Here is a 26,614-nt window from a genome sequence, read left to right on the forward strand (position 1 = left end):
TTTTCAATACCCTGGGTTTTGATAAGCTCCCGGATCAGATACACTTAACCGATCCAAATGTTGCTGCGGAATAGGACGCAACCTGTGGTAAGCCTTCACGCCCGGTGCTGCTTCATTATTGAGACTAATGCGGCTCAGAAAAACACTTTCTCCCCGAAGTGAGAGATCTACCCAGCGGCTACCTTCACCGCATAACTCACGTGCCCGCTCATCCAAAATAAAGTCCAGATCAATATCGCCGGCACCTATTTCCATATTTGCCTCCCGTGTTGCCAATTGTGCATTCGAAAGTTCCGGTCGATAAGCGGCTCTTCTACGGATAATGTTGATCAACCGTGCAGCTTCAGAAGCACCTCCATTTATATTTCCCTGAAATGCAGCCTCTGCTGCGAGCAGATATGTCTCTCCGAATTTAAAGATAGGCATCGGACGTCCTGATGCATCATTACCTGCTGCTCGCTGTACATCATCAAATTTTTTCAAAGACGGATATATCGCAAGACCTGAAGGATTATCTGGTGTCCACCAGTCAGACGGACCATATGCATAATAATAAGGTGTTTGTGCGTTTATGGCATTTGCCTGAGCATCCGTGTTTGTCATCACAAATGCTGTGTCACCTATGGAGAGCCCTAAATCGGCCATGTTTGAAACAAAACTTTCATACGATTCAGACCCAGGTTGATTTAAAGACTCAATGGTATAAACAGTCCGAAATGAGCCGTGAAACCTGCTGTCATTTACCTTATCCGCAAAGGCCACATTATACAACCACTGAGTTGGGGCCAGCTTTCGCAAGGGTCGCTGAAACTTCAATGCTCTCCCATCGATCGGGTCTGTTCCATCTCTAAGGGAAACTGCTTCATAATTAGAAGTAAAGCAATTAGCGGCCATATTTTCCCTGTCACCAATGCCGGCAGGATTGGTGTACTCATTATTTACATTATCCAAGGGAATACGCTCTGCCGCAAAAAGGATTTCTCGATTGTACTCATTACTTTGTGCATAAGCCTGACTGAAATCCTGCATTAGTTCTGCACCGTACATTCCCTGATTATCGATAAGTTCTATGGCTGCATCGTAAGCTGCCTGGAAATCCGCATTGGCGTCTGGTGACACATTGGAATATGCCCTATACAAATAGATCCTTGATAATAAATGCAGGGCTACTGCCCTGGAAAGCCGGAATTCTCCAGCAGGTCGAGCCGGCATTAAGTTTTGGCTTGCAAATTCCAGGTCTTCAATCATCATCTCATAATTTTTCTCCAAGAGATTGCGCAAACCTTCTGTATCATCACCGGCAGGGCGATTAAAACCAGTATAGGGCTGGGTATTGAAAACAAAATCCCCACTGCCCAGATCTATAGGAGCAGCACCAAACTGTCCAATAAGGAAGTAATAGTAATGTGCCCGCAGATACCGCGTCTGGGCGATCATGCTGGTTTTTTGTGTTTCTGTCAACTCAGCAATATCCGGAATGAATTCCAACAATCCGTTTAGCAAATTGATGATCGGATAGGTACGATTGAATGTAACCGTAAGGAACCCAAGTTCAGAGTTGATATCATAGGTGCCAAAGAGCCTGTGCGGCAGGTTATCACCAGAAGTATTGGTAGCAGGCTGTTCACCATAAGTAAACTCATCCGTGCCAGAAATATTAAGTGCCAACGCGGGATTTACTCCGTATTGAAAACGCAAATAGGCATGGGCTGTATTCAGACCATCTTGTGCACCCTGTGCCGTTTGAAAATAGGCATTGGTGAAAGCGGTTTTCGGGTCTTCCTCCAGAATATCCTGACATCCCGGAGCAAAAGCCATCACTGCAAATACAGTTAGTAGTATTTTGAAATATCGTTTCATAATTAATTCTCTTTAGAAAGTAACATTAATCCCTAAAATAAATGAACGTGTAGGGGGCGTAGAGGCAGAAATCACCAGGTTTTGATTTTCCCCATTTGTGCGGAAACCAGCTCCTGTTGATACAATCCCAGTAGTACCCTGTCCTGTAGGCTCCGGGTCCACACCGTTCCACTTTGTCACATAAGGTGCATAAAGTAAGAATGGATTTTGAGCTGAGAAATACACCCGAAGTGATTGTGCTCCAATCCTGTCAATTATTGAGTTTGGTATATTATACCCGAAGTTGATGCTACGTACTCGCACAAATGATGCGTCATAGTAGGCTAGTGTAGACCATGAATTGGCAGCCCCTCCAGGCAAAGCGGAATTTGGTGCAGGGAACCAATTAGTGGGGTTTTCCGGGGTCCAATAGTCTACATCCAAACCATTTCTGATTCCATTATTATTGGTGAGATAAGCACCATTAGGGGCATGCAGATAGCTCATCAGCAATCCGCCTATCCTTGCGTAAGTTACAATAGACAGATCAAACCCTTTAAAAGTAAATCGGTTGGTAATGCCTCCTTGCCAATCTGCTTGTTGGTCACCAATAACCTTACGGTCATACTCTTCCGAGATCACACCATCCGGTTCACCATCTGGGCCACTGATATCTGCCACCTTCAATTCTCCAGGCAACTGACCAAATGTAGCTGCTTCATCCGCTTCATCTGTTTGCCATATACCCAATTTTTCGAAGTTATAAATAGCTGTAAGGGCATGTCCCACATGCAATCCGTTACCAATATTTCTTTCTTCACCAGGAGCAAGTGCAAGCAATTTGTTACGGTTCCTAAACCAGTTTAGATCGGCGCTCCAGGTAAATCCGTCATCATTTGATTCGATAATATCCGCAGAGATTGATACTTCCACCCCTTTGTTCTCAACTTCCCCCAAATTCGTTTGGAAAGCATCCTGATATCCGGAAGTAATCGGAAGCTGGTAGTCGTACAAAAGGTTATTGGTCTGAGCGTTGTACCATTCCACTGAACCTGTGATTCGGTTTAGTAATACCCCAAAATCCAACCCAACATTCCATGTATTGGTATATTCCCAATCCAGTGATTTATCCGGTATTCTTGCTGGCAGGTAACCAACAACCCTTGTGCTGCCGTAATTGTATCGGATCGGCACCCCTCCGTTGTCTGGTGATACACCACCTAACGTAGTATAGGGCGCTACCGCCTGATTGGAAGTTTGTCCATACCCTGCTCTCAGCTTAAATGCTGAAACAATTGTCTGATTTTGCAGAAATGGCTCTTCCGCAACATTCCATCCTACAGCCACAGCCGGATAATTATGCCATTTGTTAGCCAAACGTGATGAACCATCTCTTCTTGCCGTCAGGGTTAGTAAGTACCGGTCTTTGAAGGAGTAGTTTATACGAGCCATGTAAGAGATCAAACCCCAGGTTTGCTCCCCTCCATCAAGCAATTGGTTAGAACTGGGGCTTGCAATACCCAAATCATAATACTGAATAAAATCAGATGTAATGGAGTCTTTACTTACCAGTGTATTCCACGAGCTGCTCTGTTGCGCACTGTACAACCCTGTAAAAGTAATGTGATGATCTCTCGCAAAGGTTTTATCATAGGTGATCACGTTTTCAGCAGTCCATGAAAGTTGCTCTGCGTTTCGTACACGAGCCCGGTTGCCCTGATTAGGACGATGATAGGAGTCTGCTCCCTGAAACTGCGCTGAGTTGGCCTGACTAAAGTCAAGACCGAGGTTGAACCGGTACTTTAGTCCATCCATAATTTCAAATTCTGCAAATGCGGAATTGAATGACCGAAATCTACGTATTTCATCAGTCCAATTATTGTTATTCTCTTTGAGGAGTAGGGGGTTATATTGCCCTACCTTATCCGTCTGGTTTCCAGCCGGTCTGATAAAAATATCACCATTTTCATCATAAGCAGGCATTAATGGGCTTAGGGCCAAAATAGGATACATTACACTTCCGCCAAAAGCTCCAGGTGTATCTGGTTGTTGGTTAACAAACTGAGCACCGTGCCTATAAGAGAAACTGTTCAATGAGTTCATACCAATCCTCAACCTTGCACCAATTTTGGTGTCGAAAGTGGATTTCAGGGAATACCGCTCAAAATCCTGACCCGGTAAGATGGTAGTTTCCTTGAAATACCCTGCACTTACAGCATACAGGCTCTTTTCATTACCACCGGTAATACCCAGGTTATGATTAGTTATATATCCATCCTCATACATGAGATTTTGCCAGTCCGTATTCCTCCCGAGGGCCATACCTTCAACTTCTTCTGGTTCATAGCCATCAGTATATCCGGAAATATCCCGCATCGTAGCATACTCTTCAGCATTAAACAAATCATACTTACGCGCTACAGTCGAAATACCATAATAACTATCAAAATTCAGGCGTGTTTCACCAGGTTTACCTCTTTTAGTAGTGACGAGGATAACACCATTGGCGCCACGCGAACCGTAAATGGCAGTAGCTGAAGCATCTTTCAGAACGTTTATGGTTGCAATTTCATCCTGATTGATATCACTGATGTTACCCTCGAATGGAATCCCATCCAACACGATCAACGGGTCATTTGAACCATTGATCGATCGCTGCCCCCGTATCCGGATCCTGGCAGTAGCACCGGGTGCCGTACCTACACGCTGAACCTCCACTCCAGCTGCCCTGCCCTGCAGGGCCTGCTGCATGTTTGCAACAGGTACCTCATCAATTTCCTTGCTACCCACTATGGAAACAGCTCCCGTTACATCACTCTTCCTTTGCGTTCCGTAACCTACTACAACCACTTCATCAAGAGCAGTAATATTAACTTCCAGCTCAACATTAATAACGGTACGATCACCTGCCCTTACCTCTTTAGTCTGATAACCTACAAAAGAAAATGTCAAAACATCATCTGGTTCTGCAGATAATGAAAAACTTCCGTCAATATCTGTAATTGTACCTGTAGAAGTACCTTTCACTAGTACTGAAACTCCTGGCAGCCCTTCTCCATCTTCCTCTCCTGTCACCCTGCCTGTTACAGTTGTCTGAGCGTAAGAAGAGAAGGATAAAAATAAAAGAATTATCCACAACTGAAATACCAGTTTTTTCATCGTGGATTTATGTTTTTTAGTACACATAGGACATAGAATTAAGTTTGTTTGGTTAAACATTAATGGCTTCACCAGACGGAACCGCCTCACCAGTCCATGCTGATAGAAGCCTTTCACTAAATTATTTGATGAAAGTAGTATTTATTTTTAATATACGCAATCGATTGTGTGAAAAAATGCATTTATTTACAATTATTTTAAGAGCTGATTTTTATGGAAATTCAATCGATTGATCAATATGTTTTGGAGAAAAATTAGCTTAATATGTGTATCGAAAGTATTAACTAATAAAAGTCTGATATTGAGTTAAACACGAAACCGATAGTTCTATAATAAACCGGTGATTTAAAGAATTGAAAAAAGTACACTATGAAAAATACAAGTAACCTTTTACCCACGGCCATATTATCGATCCTTACCTTATTTCTGAATGCTTGCGGTTCAGAACCTGAAATATCAGATCGTTCTACACCTCCGGTTGTAATTACCGCAGACTTATCAGAAGCTCATCAAACTATTGCAGGTTTTGGTGGTGCCAATCAAATGTGGGGAACGCGATTTTTAACTCCTCCGGAAGTGCAGACTGCTTTTGGGAATGGAGAAGATCAATTAGGCTTGAGCATCTTTAGAGTTAGAATTGCCTCAAACCCAGATGAATGGACGAGGATAGTAGAATGTACTCAAGAGGTTCGAAAGCTTGGAGCAATGATCTTAGCATCACCCTGGTCTCCTCCTCCGGCTCTGAAAAGCAATAACAGCGACGTTGGTGGGTACTTACTGGAGGAAAACTATAAGGCTTTTGCTGAACATTTGAATTCTTTTATTGAATTTATGTCAACGAACGGAGTAGATGTTTACGCAATATCCATCCAAAACGAACCAGATATTGAGGTTTCCTATGAATCGTGTGATTGGACAGCAGCTCAAATGAGAGATTTTATCAAGAATTATGGAGATATGATTACGGGAGCGAAAATTGCTGCTCCCGAATCCTTCAATTTCAATCAGGCCTATACTGACGTGCTACTCAACGATGATGGGGCAGTCAGCAATCTGGATATTGTTGCAGGCCATATTTATGGAGGAGGTCTGAACCCCTATCCATTAGCGGAAGAAAAGGGTAAAGAGATTTGGATGACCGAGTATTTACTCAACCTTAATGTTGGAGACTGGGAAAACATCGAAGAGGAAGTGAAATGGGAAGAAACATTAACGATGCTCTCCACAGTCAATGAAGCTATGCTCAACAATTGGAATGCCTATATCTGGTGGTATCTAAGGCGATATTATTCGTTTATAGGCGATGGTGATGAGGGTACTACTAATGGGGTGGTTCTGAAAAGGGGGTATGCTTACTCGCATTTTTCGAAATTTATCAGACCGGGTTATTCACGAATTTCTGTGGACATTAACAAAGGAGAAGGTTTGGAACTTTCAGCTTACACGGGTGATGGAAAAGTCATTGTCGAAATTCTTAACCAGGAAGAAAGCTTTGTTTCAAATGTTCAGGTTGAAATACCCGCTGAAAATATACTTTCCGCTACATCATATACAACTTCCCTCAATTTAAATATGAGTAGTAAGGAACTGGAAATAAAGGACGGTAAAGCAGTTACAAACATCCCGACTAAAAGCATCACAACCATTGTGTTAGAAATGGAATAATCAGGCGTTAATCAGGGATCATTTGATAAGTTAAATGATCCCGATTGTTATGCTGTGGTTATTCCCTTGTCAAGTCGTGATTAAGTAGCAAGAGATATAAATATTTCCCTTTGAGGGATAAATTTTGGACGAATTTCCTTCGAAAACAAAATCTTTTCTCGGACGCCAATGGTTTCAATTTTGATAAACCGGCCTTTAAGCAGAGGTCCTTCTCATTAAAATTAACAATTGAATTGCACCAAAGTAGTAAACATATTTTATTTATGCAATCGGTTGTTTAAATTTCCGTAAATATTTGACCCTTTTGATAAATTTCTTTCAATGTATTTAATTATTAAATGAGCCATCCCTCACAGAAACCTGAATTCGTAATGAAGAACCTATTTTTTAATGTGCTGATTTTCAGCTTCTTGACATCATTTTCTCAGCAAAACAAAAATGAAACACTATCAGATCCTCTATGCTTCACTTCCGAAGAGGACCACCAGCATATGATGGATCAACTAGGGATCACAAAATTACGGCCCGGACGAAACGGAAACCCTACAGCTCCAAATGCAGCAAACTATGATGAATCCAAAGCCACTCCTTTTTCTAAACTTCCGGAGTTACTGGTAACTAATAAAGGTAAAAAGGTCAAAAACCCGGAAATGTGGTGGGATGTAAGGAGGCCTGAGATTAAAGAAGCATTTGCTCGGGAAGTTTATGGGCGTATCCCCGAAAATGTTCCTGATGTAAAATGGGAAGTGCTCTTTACTGAGCAGGAGTACATAGGTTGGACACCTGTAATCGCTAAAAAGATCGTCGGTCATGTGGACAATACATCTTACCCCCTCATCGATGTAGACATATCTATGGTAGTGGTTACCCCGGCAAACGCCAAAGGACCCGTTCCCACACTGATGATGTTTGGGGCGGATAATTTACCTGCACCACGTCAACCCAATCCTGAGGATTTTGAGATTTTGAATCAGGCATTTCGTTCCTTACTGTCCAAGGACAGCACAATAAAAGAAATACTTGATAAATACCCTGCCTACGATCCCCTCGTAAGACCTGAAGGGGTTAATCATTGGGGATTTTATTCACCTCCGGAAGATGAACCACCAAGAACTCATGAATTGATCAATGCCGGATGGGGCTATGTAATGATAGATCCTTCATCCATCCAGGCGGATAATGCTGAAGGCCTTACCTGCGGCGGCATTATTGGTTTAGTTAATAAAGGCCAACCTCGAAAACCCGATGACTGGGGTGCATTGCGGGCCTGGTCCTGGGGAGCAGCCCGGGTACTGGATTACCTCGAAACAGATTCACTTGTAGATGCTGAAAATGTAGGAATTGAGGGCGTATCGCGCTACGGAAAGGCAGCACTGGTTACTTTAGCATTTGAAGAACGATTCGCTTTTGGGCTCATCGGGTCTTCCGGGAAAGGAGGAACCACCCTTCATCGTCGTAATTTTGGAGAAGCTGTAGAAAACCTCACCGGAGGAGGCTACTATTGGATGGCAGGTAATTATTTGAAATATGGAGCTTCTGAAGGTAAACTTGGTGAAATGGATGCGAGTGATCTGCCGGTGGATTCGCATCAGCTGATCGCAATGTGTGCGCCAAGACCTACCTTTATAAGCTACGGGATTCCTGAAAAAGGTGATGCCAACTGGCTGGACCACCAGGGTAGCTACATGGCCGCAGTAGCAGCCGGACCGGCTTTTGGGCTACTGGGTGTAAAAGGCCTGGGTGTGTCTGATGACTATATGACTGAGAAAATGCCAGCCGTTAATGTGGATTTACTGGATGGCCATCTAGCCTGGAGGCAACACGATGGAGGGCATACAGATGCGCCTAATATGAAGCATTTTATAAAATGGATGAATGATATCATTGGTTACTCTTACCCTTGATGTCTGCTAACTCTAAACGCATAAGAAATCTATATCATGACTAAAATAAGAATCGTAAACTTTCTATCTGCATTATTTCTTTTCACCTCAGTTTCACTGATTGCCCAGGTTAAACTTCCATCGCTCATTGGTGATGGCATGGTAGTACAACGAGATGCTGAGTTGAAAATCTGGGGCTGGGCAAACCCTGGTGAAGAAGTCACCATTAATTTTAGAGGTGAAAAATACCAGGCAAAGAGCAACTCTGAAGGTGAATGGTCTACCACTCTCCCTTCAATGGAAGCGGGCGGACCTTACACCATGGAGATTTCAGCAAGTAATAAGATCGAGCTGGAAAATATACTGATCGGGGATGTATGGTTATGCTCCGGGCAGTCCAATATGGTACATTATTTTGGCCGACATCAGGAACGGTACGCAAAAGAAATAGCTGAATCCACCAATTCTGAAATCAGGCAGTTTCGCATCCCAGCACTTACAGATTTACAAGGTCCGAAAGAAACACTCCCGGATATAAAATGGGAATCTGCTGATCCGGAAAATCTGCTGGATTTTTCCGTAGTGGCTTATTTTTTTGCAAAAAAACTGCATGATAAATACCAGGTCCCTGTCGGCTTTATCAATTCCAGTGTTGGTGGCACGCCTATAGAAGCATGGACCAGTGAGGAAGGATTTAAAAACTTCCCCGAAATACAGGAAACGATACAGCAAAACAAAGACACAGCTTACGTAAACGAACAAAACCGAAAAGCATGGCAAAGCATGCAGAAAAATCGTCGTGAACCTGCTGATAAAGGAATGATAGGGTCTATTAAATGGTTTGATCCGTCTTATGAACCCCTAAACTGGAAAAGGATCAACATTCCCGGATACTGGGAAGACCAGGGTGTTGATGACCTGAATGGAACAGTCTGGTATAGAAGAGAGATTAACGTACCTGAATCGATGACAGGTGTTCCGGCAATGATAAAGCTGGGTAGAATTGTAGATGCTGATGAGCTTTATGTCAACGGAGAAAAAGTAGGAAACACAACTTATCAATACCCTCAGAGAAGATATGAAGTAGAGCTCGGTGTTTTAAAGCCTGGAAAGAACCTGTTTGTTATTCGAGTCACCAATAACTATGGAAAGGGTGGTTTTGTGCCTGATAAGCCTTACTATCTGGCAGCAGCAGGTGATACGATTGACCTGAAAGGATACTGGCAGTACAAGGTGGGAGAAGTAAGACCAAAGCCAAAAGGAAATTTCGTCAGAGGTATTTCTGCTCAGAACTCGCCTACTGCTTTGTACAACGCGATGATAGCTCCGATGACTAATTATGCCATTAATGGGTTTGTGTGGTATCAGGGAGAAAGCAATGCGGGGCGACCGGAGGAATACAAGAAACTACTCCCTGCCCTGATCTATGACTGGAGAGATAAGTGGGGAGACGAAGACCTTCCATTTCTCATCGCACAGCTGCCCAACTATATGGATGTGAGTTATCTGCCATCCGAAAGTAACTGGGCGCTGATGAGAGAAGCGCAACTTGAAACGCTGGATGTACCGAATACTGGATTGGCCGTAACTATTGATTTGGGGGAGTGGAACGATATTCACCCCGGCAATAAAAAGCCTGTTGGTGAGCGACTTGCACTATCGGCCATGAAAGTGGCCTATGGTGAAAAAGATATGGTGTACTCCGGACCGGTCTTCAGGTCAGCAAAAGCCGATGGAAACAAGGCTATACTTTCTTTTGATCAGGTAGGTTCAGGGCTGGTATCAGGTAATGGTGAACCGTTAGCGCATTTTGCCATAGCTGGAGAAGATAAGAAGTTTGTGTGGGGAGATGCCAAAATAGAAGGTGATAAAGTCATCGTATGGCATGAAGGGATCTCAGATCCTAAATACATTCGATATGCCTGGGCAGATAATCCTGACTTTGCCAACCTTTACAATAAAGAAGGCCTGCCTGCTTCTCCATTTAGGACTGAGGTTCCGTCTGGTAAGAAGTGATTCCGTGGCATATGACACCAACAGACATTACGGAAAGAAAGAAGCTAGAAAATACTATTCCTCAACAATACTCCAGCTAAAACAAGCTCCACCTTTTCGGTCTGGTTGTGCTCCTGGTGCATCAGCTGAACACAGGCTCCCTGCATTGGGATCAACAAACAGGTACTTATGACTGTAGAGTGACATAAGCATCAAATCACCCTGAAGCATATCCTGCCACTGAAATGTAGAAGCTTCGCCCTGATCTCCGTTTTTAATCCGGACTTCTGCCATTCCCGCCTCTCCTTTGACCGTTACAAACCCATCGGTAGCAACAGACTGAAGAGCAATGCGCCCGTTACCCCGGTCTAATACCTTAAAATGCGGAGTATTACCCTCCGCAAACGGGCTTTCCGGGTCAACCGGACGAACATGATTTCTCCAGTTCACCAAAACGCTTCCATCCGCCAGACTATTGAGTTTTATGGTTTTGCCATAAGGAATGGGGCGGGTAAGTCCTTTGTATCTCGGTTCAGTCACATCAAAAGAGTTGAAATCAGCATAGCCTCCTTCCTCTCCACTGGTATTGAAGTTAAATAAGGCATAGCGAACACCCTGGAAAGTTCTCAGCTGGTAAGGCATGCGGATATCTCCACTCACCTCTGTAAAGTTCTCTCCATCCAGACTGTAGCTTAGCTTTCCAATGTCCGTATCAAAGTTACAATCCGCTCTAAGCCAGATCTTATCCTCTTCAAAATCCGCATCAATGGTTTTTTGTTGCTGCTGATTGAAAAATCGTACTTTTTGACCTTCCTCATCTTGCACCACACCAATCCAGGCATATGGCAAATTCAGCAAGCCAAGTCCGGCAACATCACCATCCTCCAGGTTTGACACCTCTAATTCCGCTATAGCAAATGATTCCGGACCTACTCCGCGTTGTGTCAGGGTGTTTTTAGCTTGCCAAAATGTTTCTGATGGTAGCGAATGCAAACGCAAATACCCTTTTCGCTCACTCAGCGACCATTTCTCATCCACAGGAACATGGTTCCACTGCCAGATCGGATTAAGCTCAGAACCATTGAAGTCATCATCCCGCTCAAACAGCGGTGAAGGCTCGGAAGTAAAACCCGTATTTGGTTTTACCCAGGTGCGCGGAGAACGATTGAGATTATCAGGTAATCCAAAATGAGGCCAACCATCTTTCCAGGTCACTGGTGAAAGAGCCGTTACCCGACCTACCGAATTGTGATCAAGCATTGACCAACCCCACCATTCACCCGTTTGGGTCTGAACGATCCCACCCTGGTGCATTGGGATGCAGCCAACATGATTCTCCGGGAATCTGACTATGTCAAAAGGAGCTCCTCCTCGTGTATTGAAGACGCGTGACCGCTGACCTACACCGAGGTTTTCTTCAGCGCTCATCACATTGATCTCGTAAGGGCCGTAAGGGTCATCAGCTCTTAGACAAACCTGATAGCATACAGGATCATAGTTGGTATTTGTAATGTAGTATTTCCCATCAATCTTGTACATGTGGCAGCCTTCTCCGGCCCCACTGCCCCCTTCTACAATTACTCGTTCAGTGTCCGGCACCACATCCATCAAATCGTCAGTTAGCTGGACCATCTTCAATTCATCGTATCCCCAGACTGCATAGATCTTACCGTCATTGTCAAATAAAACTGTGAGATCATGCAACGTAGCATTCATTTGTCTTTGCTCCCATGGGCCAGCCGGATCAGTAGCCGAGAAAACCTGAGTCCCCTTTCCGTTCACATTCGTGAAAATGTAAAAAGTGCCTTCATGATAACGCAAACAAGGCGCCCAGATGCCCTGACCATAAATATCCTGTCCATCTTCCAGCCTGAATGCAGGACCCAGATCAAGCCTGTCCACAGCATAGGTCAGCAGTTCCCAGTTTACAAGATCTTTGGAATGGAGGATCGGCAGACCGGGCATGGTATGCATGGTGGTACCAGTCATATAGTAATCATCCCCTACCCGGATCAGGTCAGGGTCTGAGAATTCTTCATAAAAAAGCGGATTGGTAAAGGTCCCATTGCCATTGTCGGCTGTCCAGGTTTGAGTATCACTTTCCTGAGCACTTGCTGAAAAAGGCAGGCAAACCACGAAAAGCACACACAATCTCCTAATTAAGGTTGATGTTCTAAGCATGCCATGAAATTAATCAAAGAATTTAATTTTCCGGTTGAGGACTATTGGTAAACTCTCCGTTTACCAAACGCCATATTTTCATCGGGTTCCCATTTCTAAGCTCCGTAGGCAATGCATCTTGTGGAAAACCCTGGTAACACACTGGACGAACAAAACGCTTGATGGCAGCTGTCCCTACAGAGGTTGTCTGAGAGGCTGTTGTCGCTGGATAAGGTCCGCCATGAACCATCGAATGGCATACTTCCACACCCGTTGGATATCCATTGAAGATCAAACGTCCTACTTTTTGTTCAAGAATGGCGATAAGCTCTTTGTGGTTTTCCAGATCTTTATCAGTACCATGGATCGTTGCAGTCAGGTGTCCTTCCAGACCTTCAGCAATAGCCAATAGTTCATTATCATCTTTGGCCATAACCGCAGTGGTGGATGGTCCAAAAACCTCCTCAGCAATTTCCTTATTCTCAATAAAATGTTTTCCGGTCGTTTTGAATAATCTGCTCTCCGCACTATTTCCATCCGCTCCGGAACTGCTCGCCACCAACTCCACAGAACCAGACTCCATTCGTTGAAGTCCTTTCACATAGTTGTCCTTTATGCCTGATGATAGCATGGTGCCCGGACTTGATTCGGATATCAATTCTTTCATCTGGCTGAGTAATTTCTCTGAATCACCAGAATCAGCTGTCACCATCAGTCCCGGATTAGTACAAAACTGCCCTACACCCAGATTAACTGAATTAACCATCCCCTGAGCAAGGGAATCAACATTTTTCAGCGCTCCCGGAAGAATAAACACGGGATTGGAGCTACCCATTTCCGCAAATACCGGAATAGGTACCGAACGTTTATTAGCAGCGTCAAACAGCACTTTACCTCCCCGGAAAGAACCGGTAAACCCAATGGCTGTGATTTTCGGATGGGTTGCCATAGCCATTCCAACCTCGTGAGAAGTTCCCTGCAACAGGGAGAAAACTCCATCAGGCATTCCTGTCTTTTTAGCAGCAGCTATAATAGCTCCACCTACCATTTCCGAAGTACCTGGATGCAATGGGTGTGCCTTCACAACAATGGGACAGCCAGCCGCCAGGGCAGAAGCAGTATCTCCTCCCGCCACCGAAAAAGCCAATGGAAAATTACTTGCGCCAAAAATACCCGCAGGTCCGAGTGGAACTTGCATTTGTCGGACATCAGGCTTTGGAAGAGGTTCGCGATCAGGTATGGCAGTATCGATCCGTGCATCTACCCAGGAACCTTCCCGTACCACAGATGCAAATAGTTTCAGCTGATTGACGGTGCGCATTCTTTCTCCATTCAGACGCGCTTCTGGCAAGGCTGTTTCCTGATGACATCTACTGATAAGTGCATCTTCTAAAGCCAGCAATTCTTCCGCAATCATTTCAAGAAAACCAGCACGCTCGTCCCTGCTTTTAGATTTAAAAGCCTGAAAGGCATTAGCAGCCTTTGATACAGCCTGATCTACTTCTTCTTTTGTTGCCTCTGTGAAATTTATTTCAAGGACTTTCTCGGTAGCCGGATCTTTAGCCTGAAAGGTTGCTGTTCCTTTTGCCGATCGCTCAGATCCAATAAACTGTTGTCCTGTAAGATTCATATTTTGGTGCTTTTCTTATGCTACAAAATTGATTAAAGTGCCAATGTGGTCAATAGTGATCCTGATCTCATCCCCGTGATCCAGTGTGAATTCATTGGGAGGAACAATACCCGTTCCGCTCATGATCAAACAACCTGTCGGAAAAGAAGTTTCCCGATGTAAATAATCAACCAGGTCCGTGAGTTTTCGTTTGATCTGGCTGATCTCCACCTCCCCTTCAAATACCGTTTTTCCACGAATGATCTCCAAAGTAATTTTTGAATCATTGGGAATTGGCTCCTTAGTGAGCCATATACAAGGGCCTACAGATGCCGAGTTATCATAGCTTTTCGCCTGCGGAAGATACAATGGATTTTCCCCTTCAATATCCCTTGAGCTCATGTCGTTACCGGCCGTGTAACCGATGATTTTTCCTGAGGAATTCACCACAAGTGTAAGCTCAGGTTCAGGCACATTCCAGTTGGAGTCTTTTCGGATATTTACTTTCTGACCGGAACCGACCACCCGATAATAGGGAGCTTTCATGAACAGTTCAGGCCGCTCTGCATTGTAAACCCGGTCATAAAAGTCACCTCCACCAGAATCTTTAGCTTCTTCCATCCGTGCTTCCCGGCTTTTGAAATAGGTCACGCCGGAAGCCCAGACCTCCTGTGTGCCAATTGGGGGCAGCAACTCCCGCCCAATTAAATCCATTCCGTAAGGAACCGGTTTGATCTTTTTGATCAGATCCTGAAGAGCGTCATATATATTTTCTTGATTCATAAAGGCATCCCAATCCTCATGGGTGGCATAAAAGTCATCGCCATTCTCGATCAGGATACAACTTTTTGTTTTGTATAGCTTCATGTTTAATTTAATCTTAATCTAAAATAGGAAACTGAGTATAGTAAGCAGAACCATTGCCGAAAAGCCTAAAACTCCCGAACCCAGGCTTTGTAGCCGGTATCCCTGACTCACATTCATATTGCTCATTTGCGTCACCACCCAGAAAAAACTGTCATTGGCATGTGAAACAACTGCTGATCCGGCACCTATTGAAACTACAACTATCGCCTTGTCTATTTCCGCTTCCATCCCAATGACCGGAATTAACGGAGCAATGATAGCTGCCGTAGTAGTCAATGAAACGGTAGATGAACCCTGAGCAGACTTGATGCATGCAGCCACAATAAAAGGCAGCCAGATGCCAATTCTATATTTCTCGGCAAATCCGCCGAGGATTTCGCCAATATCCGAAGTTTGTAAAACACTTCCAAAAGCTCCTCCTGCACCAGTGATCAGGATAATCACTGCCGCTGACCGAAGGGCCTTTCCCACCCAACCATCGTTGCTAAGCATTTCCCTGGAAAGTTTCTTAGGCAAAGTAAAAGACAGGATCACCCCAACGAATAAGGCTACTACCGGATCTCCAAAAAACAGGATCACATTCACTACACCTGAGTCACCAAAAGGCTCTGTGGGATAATCAGCAATGGACCCTAAGACGATCAAAATGATCGGGACCAGTATAGGAAGAAAAGATTTAAAAGACGGTGGGGCACTTTGGATCTTTTCTTCTACCATCTCTTTTGAAAGATCCGGTTCCGGGTCGATCCAAACCTTTCCGGCAATTTTTTTGGCAAAAAGGATCGCAATGAAAAGGCTTCCAAGGCTTGCAACCAACCCCACCAGGATCACCAATCCGAGATCTGCTCCTATGATCCCTGCTGCCGTGATCGGTCCGGGAGTTGGGGGAACCATCGTGTGGGTAGCCATCAGCCCCAATGACAGGGCAATAGCTGTACCTGCCAGTGAAACTCCTGCTTCTTTGGAAATGGCTTTATTGAGTGATGAAAGGATAACAAAGCCACTATCAGCAAAAACCGGAACAGAGACAATATAACCAATAATGGCCATAGCTGTATGAACCCTTTTCTTACCGATGATTTTCAACACTTTGCTGGCAAGTGCATATGCTCCTCCGGATTCTTCCAGAAATGCACCAATGATAATCCCTGCTATGATGATAATCCCAATCTTACCTATGGTGTCTCCAAAGCCAGTATTGATAGTCGATATGATATCCTTCGCTGGCATTCCGGAAAGGAAGCCAAAAAAGAAACAGGCTAAAATCAATGCCAGAAACGGGTGAAGGGAAAACCTGACACTCGAAACAACGATGAGCAGGATGCTTAAAAGAATGAGAAAAATGGTCAGCATAGCTTCAGGTTAATGGGGTTCACGGGTCACCTCAGAACCGGATCCACCTTTCAGAAAATCAAAATCACATCCAAGATGGGACTGTTCTACATGGTCAAGATAAATTTTTGTATACCCTCTGTCAGCAACCGGGGCAGGTTTTTTCCAGGCCTTTCTGCGCTTGTCAAGCTCCGCTTCAGAAACCAGTAATTCGAGCCGCCTGTTCTTTACATCCAGTTCGATCATGTCGCCATTCTGAACCAAAGCGAGGTTGCCACCAACAGCTGATTCCGGTGAAACATGTAATACAACCGTTCCATAAGCTGTGCCACTCATGCGTCCATCGGAAATACGTACCATATCCCGGACACCCTGCCTGATCAGCTTTTCCGGAAGATCCATATTTCCGACCTCCGGCATCCCCGGATAGCCAACCGGCCCTACTCCCTTCAATACCATCACACAATCCTTGTCAATATCCAGATCGGGATCATCAATCCGGGCATGATAGTCTTCGATGGTTTCAAAAACCACAGCTCTCCCCTTATGCTGCATCAGCTCCGCTGTGGCGGCTGAGGGCTTGATCATGGCGCCATCCACACACAGATTCCCTTTCAACACCACAATCCCGGCATGCTCTTTAACAGGCTGATCAAATTTGGCGATGACCTCCCGGTTATAACAAGGACTGTCTCTAGCATTATCCTGGTGTGTCTTTCCGTTGACCGTAAGTGTTTCACTATGGATTTCATTTTTCAACTCATCCAAAACCACGGGTAACCCCCCGGCATAGTAAAAATCCTCCATCAGGAATTTACCGGAAGGCATCAGGTTTACCAGCAAAGGTATATCGCTTCCCAATCGATCAAAATCTTCGATATCCAGTTCCACTCCTATTCTTCCGGCAATAGCCAGCAGGTGGATGGGCATGTTTGTAGAGCCACCTACAGCGGAATTTACTTTGATGGCATTCTCAAAAGCTTTTCGTGTCAGGATCTTCGAGAGTTTCAGGTCCTCCTTGACCATCTCCACGATCCGATTACCGGAAAGATGCGCCATGACTTTTTTTCTGGAATCTACAGCCGGAATGGACGAAGCTCCCGGGAGTGTCAGTCCCAGGGTTTCCACCATCACGGCCATTGTAGAAGCAGTACCCATGGTCATACAATGCCCGGCGCTTCTGGACATACAGCTTTCCGCTTCATAAAGGTCTTCTTTAGAAATGGAACCATCTTTCATGCCCTCTGACAGTTGCCAGGTGAGTGTTCCGGAACCCACATCCTTGCCCCGCCATTTGCCGCTAAGCATCGGACCTCCGGGAACAACAATGGTAGGCAGATCCACACTGGCTGCTCCCATAATGGTTGAGGGTGTGGTTTTATCACATCCGGTCAAAAGCACAATCCCATCAAGAGGATTTGCTCTGATAGATTCCTCCACGTCCATGCTGACCAAATTCCTCCAAAGCATGGTGGTTGGTTTCATGATGGTCTCTCCCAAAGACATAACGGGAAATTCCAGAGGAAAGCCTCCAGCCTCATAAATACCTCTTTTTACGATTTCAGCAAAATCCCTCAGATGCGCATTGCAGGGTGTCAGGTCAGACCATGTATTGCAAATACCAATGACCGGCTTTTTAAACATGTGGTCCGGATGGCCCTGGTTTCGCAACCAGCTGCGATGAACAAAACCCATCTTGTCATCGCCCCCAAACCATCCGGAGCTCCGTAATTTATTTTTCTTTTCCCGACTCAACTTATCGAACGTTCAATTCAACTTGCTGGAAATCAGCCGCGCCAAGTTCAAGACTTCTCTCAGTTGGCAAGGAACCTCCTACGGATATTTTAAAAGCGCCCTTTTCTAAAATTCGGCTTCCTTCATCATCAATTAGTTCCAGCATTGCGGGAGTAATTGTGAAAGCCACCTGTTTAGACTCATTTGGCTCAAGCTTGATGCGCTTCATCCCTTTCAGATCAAAAAGAGGTGCGCGCACACTTGACTCCACATCTGTCAAATACAGCTGGACAACTTCTTCTCCGGCCACATCACCTTTATTCGTTACAGTCACCGAAACTTCGGTCGACTCGTTTTTCCTGATCTTGCTTTTAGAAAGTGAAAGATCACTGTACTCAAACGTTGCATAGCTAAGCCCAAACCCAAACGGATACAATGGAGTTTCTGTCATATATTTATAAGTTCGGCCTTCCATGGAGTAGTCTTCATATGGAGGTAACTGATCCAGGGATTTTGGAAAAGTGACCGGTAGCCTGCCAGAGGGGGCTGCATTTCCAAATAAAATGTCAGCCACTGCAGTTCCACCTTCTTCTCCGGGGTACCAAACCAGTAGAACGGCATCTGCAAGCTCATGTACTTCAGCAAGGTTCATTGGGCTGCCTCCTGTCACAATTGCAATGACAGGATTTTCATTTCCATCTTTAAGCTTCTTCAGGTAGTCTATCTGGTTCTGAGGAATATTATAGTCTAACCGATCACCGAAATGTGGGGATGCAATCGATGCCCCTTCTTCTCCCTCGATGTTTCCATGAATACCCATCACATAGAACGTGGCATCTGAAGTTCTCGCTCCGCCGGACGCCCAATCAATCGGATTGACATTTTTACGATCCAGAAGCGTACCCTGACGGTAGTAAACCTGACTACCCGGTTCGGCAGCAGCTGCGATCCCTTCCAGTATGGTGACCATATCCGGGTTAATTCCATAATAATTACCTATCAAAGGCTCGATACTTGAAGCATTCGGGCCGGTGACATAGTATTTGGCCAAATCATTTCTTAGAGGCAGCACCCCATCATTCTTCAATAGCACTATGGATTTCAATGCCGCTTCTTTGGCAAGCATTCTATTTTCAGCACTATTGATATCTTCCTCTCCAAGACTGGAATACGGGTTATCCTCAGCAGGGTCAAACATTCCCAGGTCAAAACGGGTCTCAAGAAGTTTTGCAAGCTTTTCATCAATCGTTTTTTCCTCAATAAGCCCTTGCTCTACCGCCTCTACAAGCGCCCGATATTCTGAACCACAATCCAGGTTTACCCCACTTTTCACGGCCAAGGCTGCTGCTTCCTCTACCGTCTCCACAGTACCGTGACCATAGTCCGCATAAAAATCAGAAACGGCACCACAATCGCTCACTACATGTCCGTCAAAACCCCACTTACCTCTCAGAACTTCATCCAGCAAATAGTTATGGGCGCAGCACGGTTCACCATTGGTACGATTGTAAGCACACATCACTGCTTCCACATCGGCTTCTACCAAAGCCTTAAAAGCCGGAAGGTAGGTTTCGAACATATCTTTCCTGGAACTCGTGGCGTTAAATTCATGCCGCACACGCTCCGGACCACTGTGTACAGCAAAGTGCTTGGCACAGGCTGCTGTTTTAAGATATTTGGGGTGATCACCCTGAAGTCCTTCTACAAAAGCAACCCCTATTAATGAAGTCAGGAACGGATCCTCTCCATAAGTCTCCTGTCCTCTGCCCCAGCGTGGATCGCGGAAGATGTTGATATTGGGTGTCCAAAAAGTAAGTCCGTTATAACGATTGTAATATCCTTTTTCTTTGGTGATATTATACTGTGCCCTTGCCTCATCAGAAATAGTAGTTGCTACGTCTTTAACCAGCTCCGGATCAAAGGTGGCTCCCAGGGCAATGGCCTGAGGAAAAACCGTGGCTACTCCTGCACGACCTACCCCATGCAAAGCTTCATTCCACCAGTCATACGGTGGTATATTCAACCGTTCGATAGCCGGACTGGAGTTCATCATTAGTTGAGTTTTCTCCTCCAGGGTGAGACGACTCACCAGGTCCTTAGCCCGCTCACTGACCGGCCTGGAAGGGTCAAGATAAACTTCATTTTGAGCTTGAGTAAAGACAGCTATAAAAAACAGAAATGAAAAAAACAGAAGACGCATAAGGATTTGCATTATGTTAATAATTTAGTCAAAAAAAACCCAACCCTTCAATACCAGCATTCAAAATCAAGAGTAAAATGATATATTTTCATAGCCACTCTCTCTTTCGGGAAGGCAAAATATCATATATTTATGACTTAAACAATCGGTTGCGTTATGAATGCAGCCTCTATTTAATAATACACTAAAAAACGGTCACTGTGAGAACCTCCAAATATCTCTTAACCATACTTTTATTTAACCTTGTCATTTTCGCGAAAGCAGAAACAGGCTATGACCTGTGGTTACGTTATCAACTGATAGAAGATGAGCAGGTATTACAGGATTACAAAAGCCAGTTGAAGTCATTATCCATAGTTGGCAGATCTGCTACTATTGATGTCATCCGGGAGGAACTTGGTAAAGGACTCTCCGGCCTTCTGGGAGCTGGACTTCCGAAGGCTTCAGGAGAAACTGCAGCTTTGGTTGTGGCAAAAGTCAACGATCTGCCAGCGTCCATTGGCCTTTCTGACAAAGACTTAACAGATGAAGGTTTTCTCATAAAAAAAATCAAAAACCAGCTCGTCATCACAGCAAAAACAGATGTTGGCCTGCTTTACGGTGTATTCCGCTTCCTAAGACAACTTCAAACCAATCAGTCCCTCTCTGAGATGGATGTGGTAGAAAACCCGAAAGTGGACATTCGTATCCTCAATCACTGGGACAACCTGGACCGTACCTCTGAGCGGGGTTATGCCGGTTTTTCGCTGTGGGACTGGCACCGACTGCCAAAGTACATTGATCCCCGATATGAGGATTATGCAAGAGCAAATGCTTCTATTGGCATTAATGGGACTGTCCTGACCAATGTGAATGCAAACGCTCTGGTGCTCACGCCCAGATACCTGGAAAAGGTAAAGGCATTGGCCCGGGTTTTTCGTCCGTACGGAATTAAGGTATATCTCACCGCTCGATTCAGCGCTCCAATAGAGATCGGAGGATTGGAAACGGCTGACCCGCTTGACCCAAAAGTCATCGACTGGTGGAAAAACAAAGCCAGGGAGATCTATGACTCTATCCCTGACTTTGGAGGTTTTTTAGTAAAAGCAAACTCCGAAGGCCAGCCCGGACCACAAGATTATAACAGGACCCATGCTGAAGGAGCAAACATGCTGGCCAATGCTGTAGAGCCCTTTGGCGGTGTGGTCATGTGGCGGGCGTTTGTTTACAGCAGCGAAGAGCCTGAAGACCGGGCTAAACAAGCTTATAATGAATTTAAACCCCTGGATGGATCTTTCAGGGATAATGTATTGATCCAGGTGAAAAACGGACCGATCGATTTTCAGCCAAGGGAGCCCTTCCATCCCATGTTTGGCGCTATGCCTGAGACACCCTTGATGATGGAGTTTCAGATCACCCAGGAATACCTCGGTCAGGCCACACAGCTGGTCTACCTGGCCCCAATGTGGAAAGAAGTCCTGAACTCAGACACTTATGCAAAAGGAAAAGGATCAACAGTAGCCAGAGTGGTGGATGGATCCCTTCATGATTACCCGGTTTCGGGCATTGCCGGGGTAGCCAATACCGGCACAGATCTCAACTGGACAGGACACCTGATGGCCCAATCCAACTGGTATGCTTTTGGGCGATTGGTCTGGAACCCGGAGCTAACCTCTGAAGCCATCGCTGATGAATGGGTAAGGATGACCTTCACCAATCTGTCCGAACCATTAAAAACCATCAAAGAGATCATGATGGACTCCTGGGAAGCATCCGTTAGCTATATGACACCTCTGGGCCTTCATCACCTGATGGGCACGGGACACCATTACGGCCCGGCTCCCTGGGTGGATGATCTCGGTCGTGCGGACTGGACACCGGTTTACTACCATCGGGCGGATAGTATAGGTATCGGGTTTGATCGAACGGAAACCGGAAGCGATGCGGTCTCACAGTACTTCCCGGAAGTAGAAGAAATGTTCAGATCTCCGAAAAAATGTCCCGAGAAGTTTTTGTTGTGGTTTCATCACGTTCCCTGGGAATATGAAATGGAATCCGGCAGAAGCCTCTGGAACGAGCTGGCTTACAAATACCAGGAAGGTGTAAATGAAGTACGGGAGATGCAAACCCGATGGAGCAGTCTTGAAAATGTCATCGATGAAGAACGCTTCAATCATGTAAGCATGCTCCTGGAGATCCAGGAAGATGAAGCCATCTGGTGGAAAGATGCATCGCTTCTGTATTTCCAGACGTTCTCAGATAGACCATTCCCGGAAACCATCGAACAGCCTAAAAAGACCTTGAAGTATTATCAATCACTGTTTTTCCCATATGCTCCGGGGATCAGGCCGAGGTGGTGATTTGTTCCAATGTTATTTAAGGAACAGAGGAACGGTCAGACGGCTTTTTCATCTTTACTCCTTCAAAAAGTTTCCTATTCCGCGTTGTTCTCCTGAATGATCCGTTCCCCAACAGTTTTTCAAGTTCTCGACTGTTGAGTGCGAATGAAGTAACTATCAGAGGTTCACTTGATTTAAAATACAGTTTGGAATATGACAAATGCGCTGTAGGAGTTCTCGTACCAATTCTACGACCCGAAAAGATTACTGCCTGCAAGTCGTTGACCTGAAATGATTTAGTTTTTCCATTCCTAAAAACATTAATCGTTCGTGTTGATTCGTCATATTCAATAGTTCGACCTAGCTCTACTTTCAGAAATTCGATCAAAATCCAGATTTCATAAACGTTCCAGATGAAAAATACTCCCGCTACAAAAGCTAAGGAATAACCACCCAAGTCAAAGGTGTAATCACGCTCAGCATTCAAGCCTTGGTTGGCAAGCCATAACCAGAATAATGTAAGACAGATATCAAAGAGTAATAGAAGTGTCCATCCGAAATAATCGGGAGTAAAGTTTTTATTTGTCATCAGTTGATTTGGTCGTTATAACCAAGACTCCACGTTCCCCTGCTTTTCCAAAAATTCGAATAGCCGGATCTTTCTTTAATAGCTCGATTTCCTTGATGCTATCTTTCGTAAGGTCGATCTCTTCGAGATTTATGTCCTTCGTTTTGACATATTCAACGCCATCTACCACTAGAATTGGTCTTTTTGAAATATGACTTTCTTGGGATAATTTAGTTATTTGATCAATCAGAAAATTCTTATCGTCCCCCGCCAATTGATATTTGTTAATTGAGCATGCTGAAATCAGTATTAGGATAAGCAGTATTGTGATTGTTTTCATTGATGAAGTCTCTAGTGCTGTCTGCTAATGCCCGGATAGAGCGAGTGGCCCTCCCGATTCTATGAAAATCTAAAGTAGCTAAATCTGCCGTGCGATGCAACTTGTATAATACCCCTTAACTGGCGCGAAAGTTAACTTCTTCAAACTTTGTATATATCTCATGCAAAAAGTTGATCCAGTTTTCTTTCCGCACGTTTCATCCTTCTCCTAATCAAAAACGTTCCCAAAAGCGGGTATACAGTCAGAAAGAAGAAGAGGGTGAAGTAAGAGTCAAATTCCTTGTTTGTAATCGCATCTGATATGATCATGATCCCCACTAAATACAACAAGAAAATCCAGAGAAATGAAAAATTATCAAGACCAAGCCTTATTTTGACATTGGTCGTTGAAGCTTTTAGTTCAAGTTTGCCTTTTAGCAACACGTTGAAACTACGTTTAAAAAAATGTCCTGGTTCTTCTAGTGAAAATTTCAGATTTCGTTTATCAATTTGACCAATCCAATCTTTGTGAGTTGTCGGAGTTGTTTGTAGGTTGTTAAGGCTGTCAAGCCAACTAGATTCCACTTCCTCAACCGCCCATTTTAATCGTGATAGTATTTTGTCAGGTTGTTCAGAAAGTTCGTATTCCAAAAAAGTCAGCGGTATCATATATCTACTGCTTAAGCTACAAAAACCAACCATTAATTGCAACTGTCAGTGACACAGGAGAGAATCGGTCTGACGGCTCTATTGCTACCAAAACACTATCTGTAACAGTTTAACTCCTGACCAATTAAAAAAGCTTTCAGGTTGTTACCAAAAGTGGGATCACCTTGTTATTGAACTCTCCACCACCTTCTTGAAATAGTTGTCGGGCCCATCGATGTAGGATCCGTTAAAAAGAACCATATCCTTTGCAAAAAGAATTCTCCCAAAAGTGTTTGCAACATAAGGTTGAGCAGTTATTCCAAACAAGTCTGCATCTCTGGATTCTATTGACCAGTCTGATTCCTGGGTTAATTCTTCATTTATAAAAACGTACATCTTACCAGGGGTGATAACCAGTTGAAAATTCTCTTCCTCAACATTGCTAATTGTTCCTTCCGTTTTTGATTTAGGACAGCAGTACCGATAAGTGAGGTTCCATGTTCCAATAAGCGTGTTGGCTGTTGAGGTACTATCCCACTCTGACATATGATGTTCAGACCAAAAATCAGGTAGTTCAGGTTTTACTGAATCTGACTCACCACATGAACCGAGAAAAATTACAATAATTATTACCGGAATAATTGTTAGATATTTCATGTTTAAGTGACTCATAATTCGACTAGTCTGTTGCAATATATTACTCAGAAATACTGTCAGATAGGTATTTAATCTGTAGGTTTAGTTGTCCGCTTCATCCCAAATAGATGTAACCGATGCTAAAGAAACATCTGCATGAGGCTGATCTACCGTCAGGGAGGTATATGGCCCATTCGGAAATACCAACTCCGTCATTACAAAAGCTCCATCATTGATGAATAGCTCAATGGATGATCGATCGATGTACAGTTCGACTTTATTTAGCTCAGTCAGAAAATTTTCATACTGATGAACGGCGCCAAAGTCCTGGTGAAAGTCTGTCTTTCCTGAATTGGCCCTGTCAAAATAAATCATTTCGGGATCGATTTGGATGATCACGTTCTCCCCGGCTTCATTTGAAAGTTGAATCCGGACCGTATCATTTTTTATGTTTTCAATTGTTACATGGCTCAGTTCATCCCGAAGCTGATAGACCCCATTGTTTCCCTGCGCTTCATATGGCTTTTTGTATTTATCCAGCTCAGCCACTGGTTTTGATTTCAGGATATAGCCGGTTTCGTTTTTTGCCAATTGAAGCTCCCGGGGCACAGTCATGGCGCTCCGCCATTCGTAGGTGGGCACAATGTTCGCATACTGCCAGTTGCTCATCCATCCAATGAACAGTCTGCGACCATCCTCTTCTGGGATATCTGACCAGGTCACTCCTGCGTAGTTGTCTGCCCCGTGATCGATCCACCTGATGGTTGAATCCAAAGCTGTAAACCTGCTGCCATCAAAATCCCCGATGAAATATTGTGTAGCTGAGCCCCCCTGAGGTCCGCCGGGATTAATGCTAACCAATAAAACCCACTTTTCATTGCCTTCCTGATCCCTTAAAGCAAACAAATCCGGACATTCCCAGACACCACCATGTGCGCCCAGATCTTTCCCAAATTCGCTTTCCTTCTTCCAGTTGATCAGGTCAGGTGAAGCGTAAAACTCAATGTGATCTTTAACAGCCAGGGTCATGACCCACTTTTCATAATCTTCATTCCAGGCAACCTTTGGATCTCTGAAATCAATGATCCCCGGATTATCTAAAACAGGGTTGTTTTCGTATTTAGTCCAGCTCCTCCCCTTATCCAGGCTGTAGGCAATACCCTGCGTCTGGTAATCATCTCGCCCCTCTTCGGCTCCTACCGGATCATGGTAGGTATAAATAGCGACCATGGCGGGATTGTCTACAGTTCCCAGTCCGCTGGTATTGGTCCAGTCGATCACCGCGCTTCCACTAAAGATATAGCCAAGACTGTCCGGGTAAAGTGCTATGGGCAGATGCTCCCAGTTAATCATATCCATTGAAACGGCATGTCCCCAGTGCATAGGTCCCCAGACGTTGCTATCCGGGTAATGCTGGTAAAACAAATGGTACTCCCCTTCATAGTATACCATGCCATTGGGGTCATTCATCCATTGAGCAGGTGGGGTAAAGTGGTATTGGGGACGGTATTGTTCGTTGAATGGGAGGCTGGTCGTATCCGGTTTTTGTTTCGGGACACATCCAGCTATTAGCAAAAGCGTAAAAATCAATAATGCAGTTTTCATTGAGAGATCAGGTTTGGACTTTTAAAGCTATTGATTTTTGGATACCTGAATAGGGAATTTAGTGTAAAGTAATTCCAC

The 26,614-nt window shown here is 44.5% G+C and carries 17 protein-coding genes; 4 read left to right on the top strand and 13 right to left on the bottom strand.

From position 1 onward, the window contains the following. Positions 1–3 precede the first annotated feature (3 nt). Complete coding sequence (locus AC3E9V_RS16350; RefSeq protein ID WP_488749211.1) at positions 4–1,860, bottom strand: RagB/SusD family nutrient uptake outer membrane protein; 1,857 nt, start codon at positions 1,858–1,860, stop codon at positions 4–6. 12 nt (positions 1,861–1,872) lie between these two features. Continuing rightward, on the bottom strand, positions 1,873–4,998 hold the full coding sequence (locus AC3E9V_RS16355; RefSeq protein ID WP_488749212.1) for a SusC/RagA family TonB-linked outer membrane protein: 3,126 nt from the start codon (positions 4,996–4,998) through the stop codon (positions 1,873–1,875). Positions 4,999–5,367: 369 nt separating this feature from the next. Here AC3E9V_RS16355 and AC3E9V_RS16360 point away from each other — a divergent pair, with 369 nt between their 5' ends. From AC3E9V_RS16360 to AC3E9V_RS16370, 3 genes are all read left to right on the top strand, one after another. Then, positions 5,368–6,663 (top strand): glycoside hydrolase, encoded by a 1,296-nt coding sequence (locus AC3E9V_RS16360; RefSeq protein WP_488749213.1) that lies wholly within the window; start codon positions 5,368–5,370, stop codon positions 6,661–6,663. A 371-nt stretch (positions 6,664–7,034) separates the two neighbouring features. After that, positions 7,035–8,567, top strand: coding sequence for a glucuronyl esterase domain-containing protein (locus tag AC3E9V_RS16365; RefSeq protein ID WP_488749214.1), 1,533 nt, complete (start codon positions 7,035–7,037; stop codon positions 8,565–8,567). A gap of 36 nt (positions 8,568–8,603) precedes the next feature. Beyond that, entirely contained in the window at positions 8,604–10,562 is a 1,959-nt protein-coding gene (locus tag AC3E9V_RS16370) for a sialate O-acetylesterase (protein ID WP_488749215.1), read from the top strand. A gap of 54 nt (positions 10,563–10,616) precedes the next feature. Here AC3E9V_RS16370 and AC3E9V_RS16375 read toward each other — a convergent pair whose 3' ends face one another. The 6 genes from AC3E9V_RS16375 to AC3E9V_RS16400 are packed head-to-tail and all read right to left on the bottom strand — an operon-like array spanning position 10,617 to position 20,455. After that, positions 10,617–12,722, bottom strand: coding sequence for a family 43 glycosylhydrolase (locus tag AC3E9V_RS16375; protein ID WP_488749216.1), 2,106 nt, complete (start codon positions 12,720–12,722; stop codon positions 10,617–10,619). A 22-nt stretch (positions 12,723–12,744) separates the two neighbouring features. After that, positions 12,745–14,331, bottom strand: a complete 1,587-nt coding sequence (locus tag AC3E9V_RS16380; protein ID WP_488749217.1) for an aldehyde dehydrogenase (NADP(+)) — start codon at positions 14,329–14,331, stop codon at positions 12,745–12,747. Between the two features lie 15 nt (positions 14,332–14,346). Further along, positions 14,347–15,177, bottom strand: a complete 831-nt coding sequence (locus tag AC3E9V_RS16385) for a fumarylacetoacetate hydrolase family protein (protein WP_488749218.1) — start codon at positions 15,175–15,177, stop codon at positions 14,347–14,349. Positions 15,178–15,195: 18 nt separating this feature from the next. Then, positions 15,196–16,530 (bottom strand): GntP family permease, encoded by a 1,335-nt coding sequence (locus tag AC3E9V_RS16390; protein WP_488749219.1) that lies wholly within the window; start codon positions 16,528–16,530, stop codon positions 15,196–15,198. 9 nt (positions 16,531–16,539) lie between these two features. After that, positions 16,540–18,264 (bottom strand): IlvD/Edd family dehydratase, encoded by a 1,725-nt coding sequence (locus AC3E9V_RS16395; protein ID WP_488749220.1) that lies wholly within the window; start codon positions 18,262–18,264, stop codon positions 16,540–16,542. Between the two features lies 1 nt (position 18,265). Then, complete coding sequence (locus tag AC3E9V_RS16400) at positions 18,266–20,455, bottom strand: glycoside hydrolase family 3 N-terminal domain-containing protein (protein WP_488749221.1); 2,190 nt, start codon at positions 20,453–20,455, stop codon at positions 18,266–18,268. A 188-nt stretch (positions 20,456–20,643) separates the two neighbouring features. On the opposite strand from AC3E9V_RS16400, the gene AC3E9V_RS16405 reads away from it, so the two are divergent. Next, positions 20,644–22,782: an alpha-glucuronidase family glycosyl hydrolase gene (locus tag AC3E9V_RS16405; RefSeq protein ID WP_488749222.1), complete on the top strand. Its 2,139-nt coding sequence runs from the start codon at positions 20,644–20,646 to the stop codon at positions 22,780–22,782. Positions 22,783–22,798: 16 nt separating this feature from the next. On the opposite strand, the gene AC3E9V_RS16410 is transcribed toward AC3E9V_RS16405, so the two are convergent. The 5 genes from AC3E9V_RS16410 to AC3E9V_RS16430 all read right to left on the bottom strand — a co-directional run bounded on the left by AC3E9V_RS16410 (position 22,799) and on the right by AC3E9V_RS16430 (position 26,536). After that, entirely contained in the window at positions 22,799–23,350 is a 552-nt protein-coding gene (locus AC3E9V_RS16410) for a PH domain-containing protein (RefSeq protein WP_488749223.1), read from the bottom strand. Beyond that, on the bottom strand, positions 23,340–23,669 hold the full coding sequence (locus AC3E9V_RS16415; RefSeq protein WP_488749224.1) for a hypothetical protein: 330 nt from the start codon (positions 23,667–23,669) through the stop codon (positions 23,340–23,342). The genes AC3E9V_RS16410 and AC3E9V_RS16415 overlap by 11 nt, the downstream gene beginning before the upstream one ends. 158 nt (positions 23,670–23,827) lie before the next feature. Further along, complete coding sequence (locus AC3E9V_RS16420; RefSeq protein ID WP_488749225.1) at positions 23,828–24,316, bottom strand: hypothetical protein; 489 nt, start codon at positions 24,314–24,316, stop codon at positions 23,828–23,830. 159 nt (positions 24,317–24,475) lie between these two features. After that, the gene (locus AC3E9V_RS16425) at positions 24,476–24,952 is read right to left on the bottom strand and encodes a hypothetical protein (RefSeq protein WP_488749226.1); all 477 of its coding nucleotides are present in this window, start codon (positions 24,950–24,952) and stop codon (positions 24,476–24,478) included. An 81-nt stretch (positions 24,953–25,033) separates the two neighbouring features. Further along, positions 25,034–26,536, bottom strand: a complete 1,503-nt coding sequence (locus AC3E9V_RS16430) for a glycoside hydrolase family 32 protein (protein WP_488749227.1) — start codon at positions 26,534–26,536, stop codon at positions 25,034–25,036. Positions 26,537–26,614 lie beyond the last annotated feature (78 nt).

It is taken from the genome of Marinoscillum sp. HNIBRBA16962 (assembly GCF_057801515.1).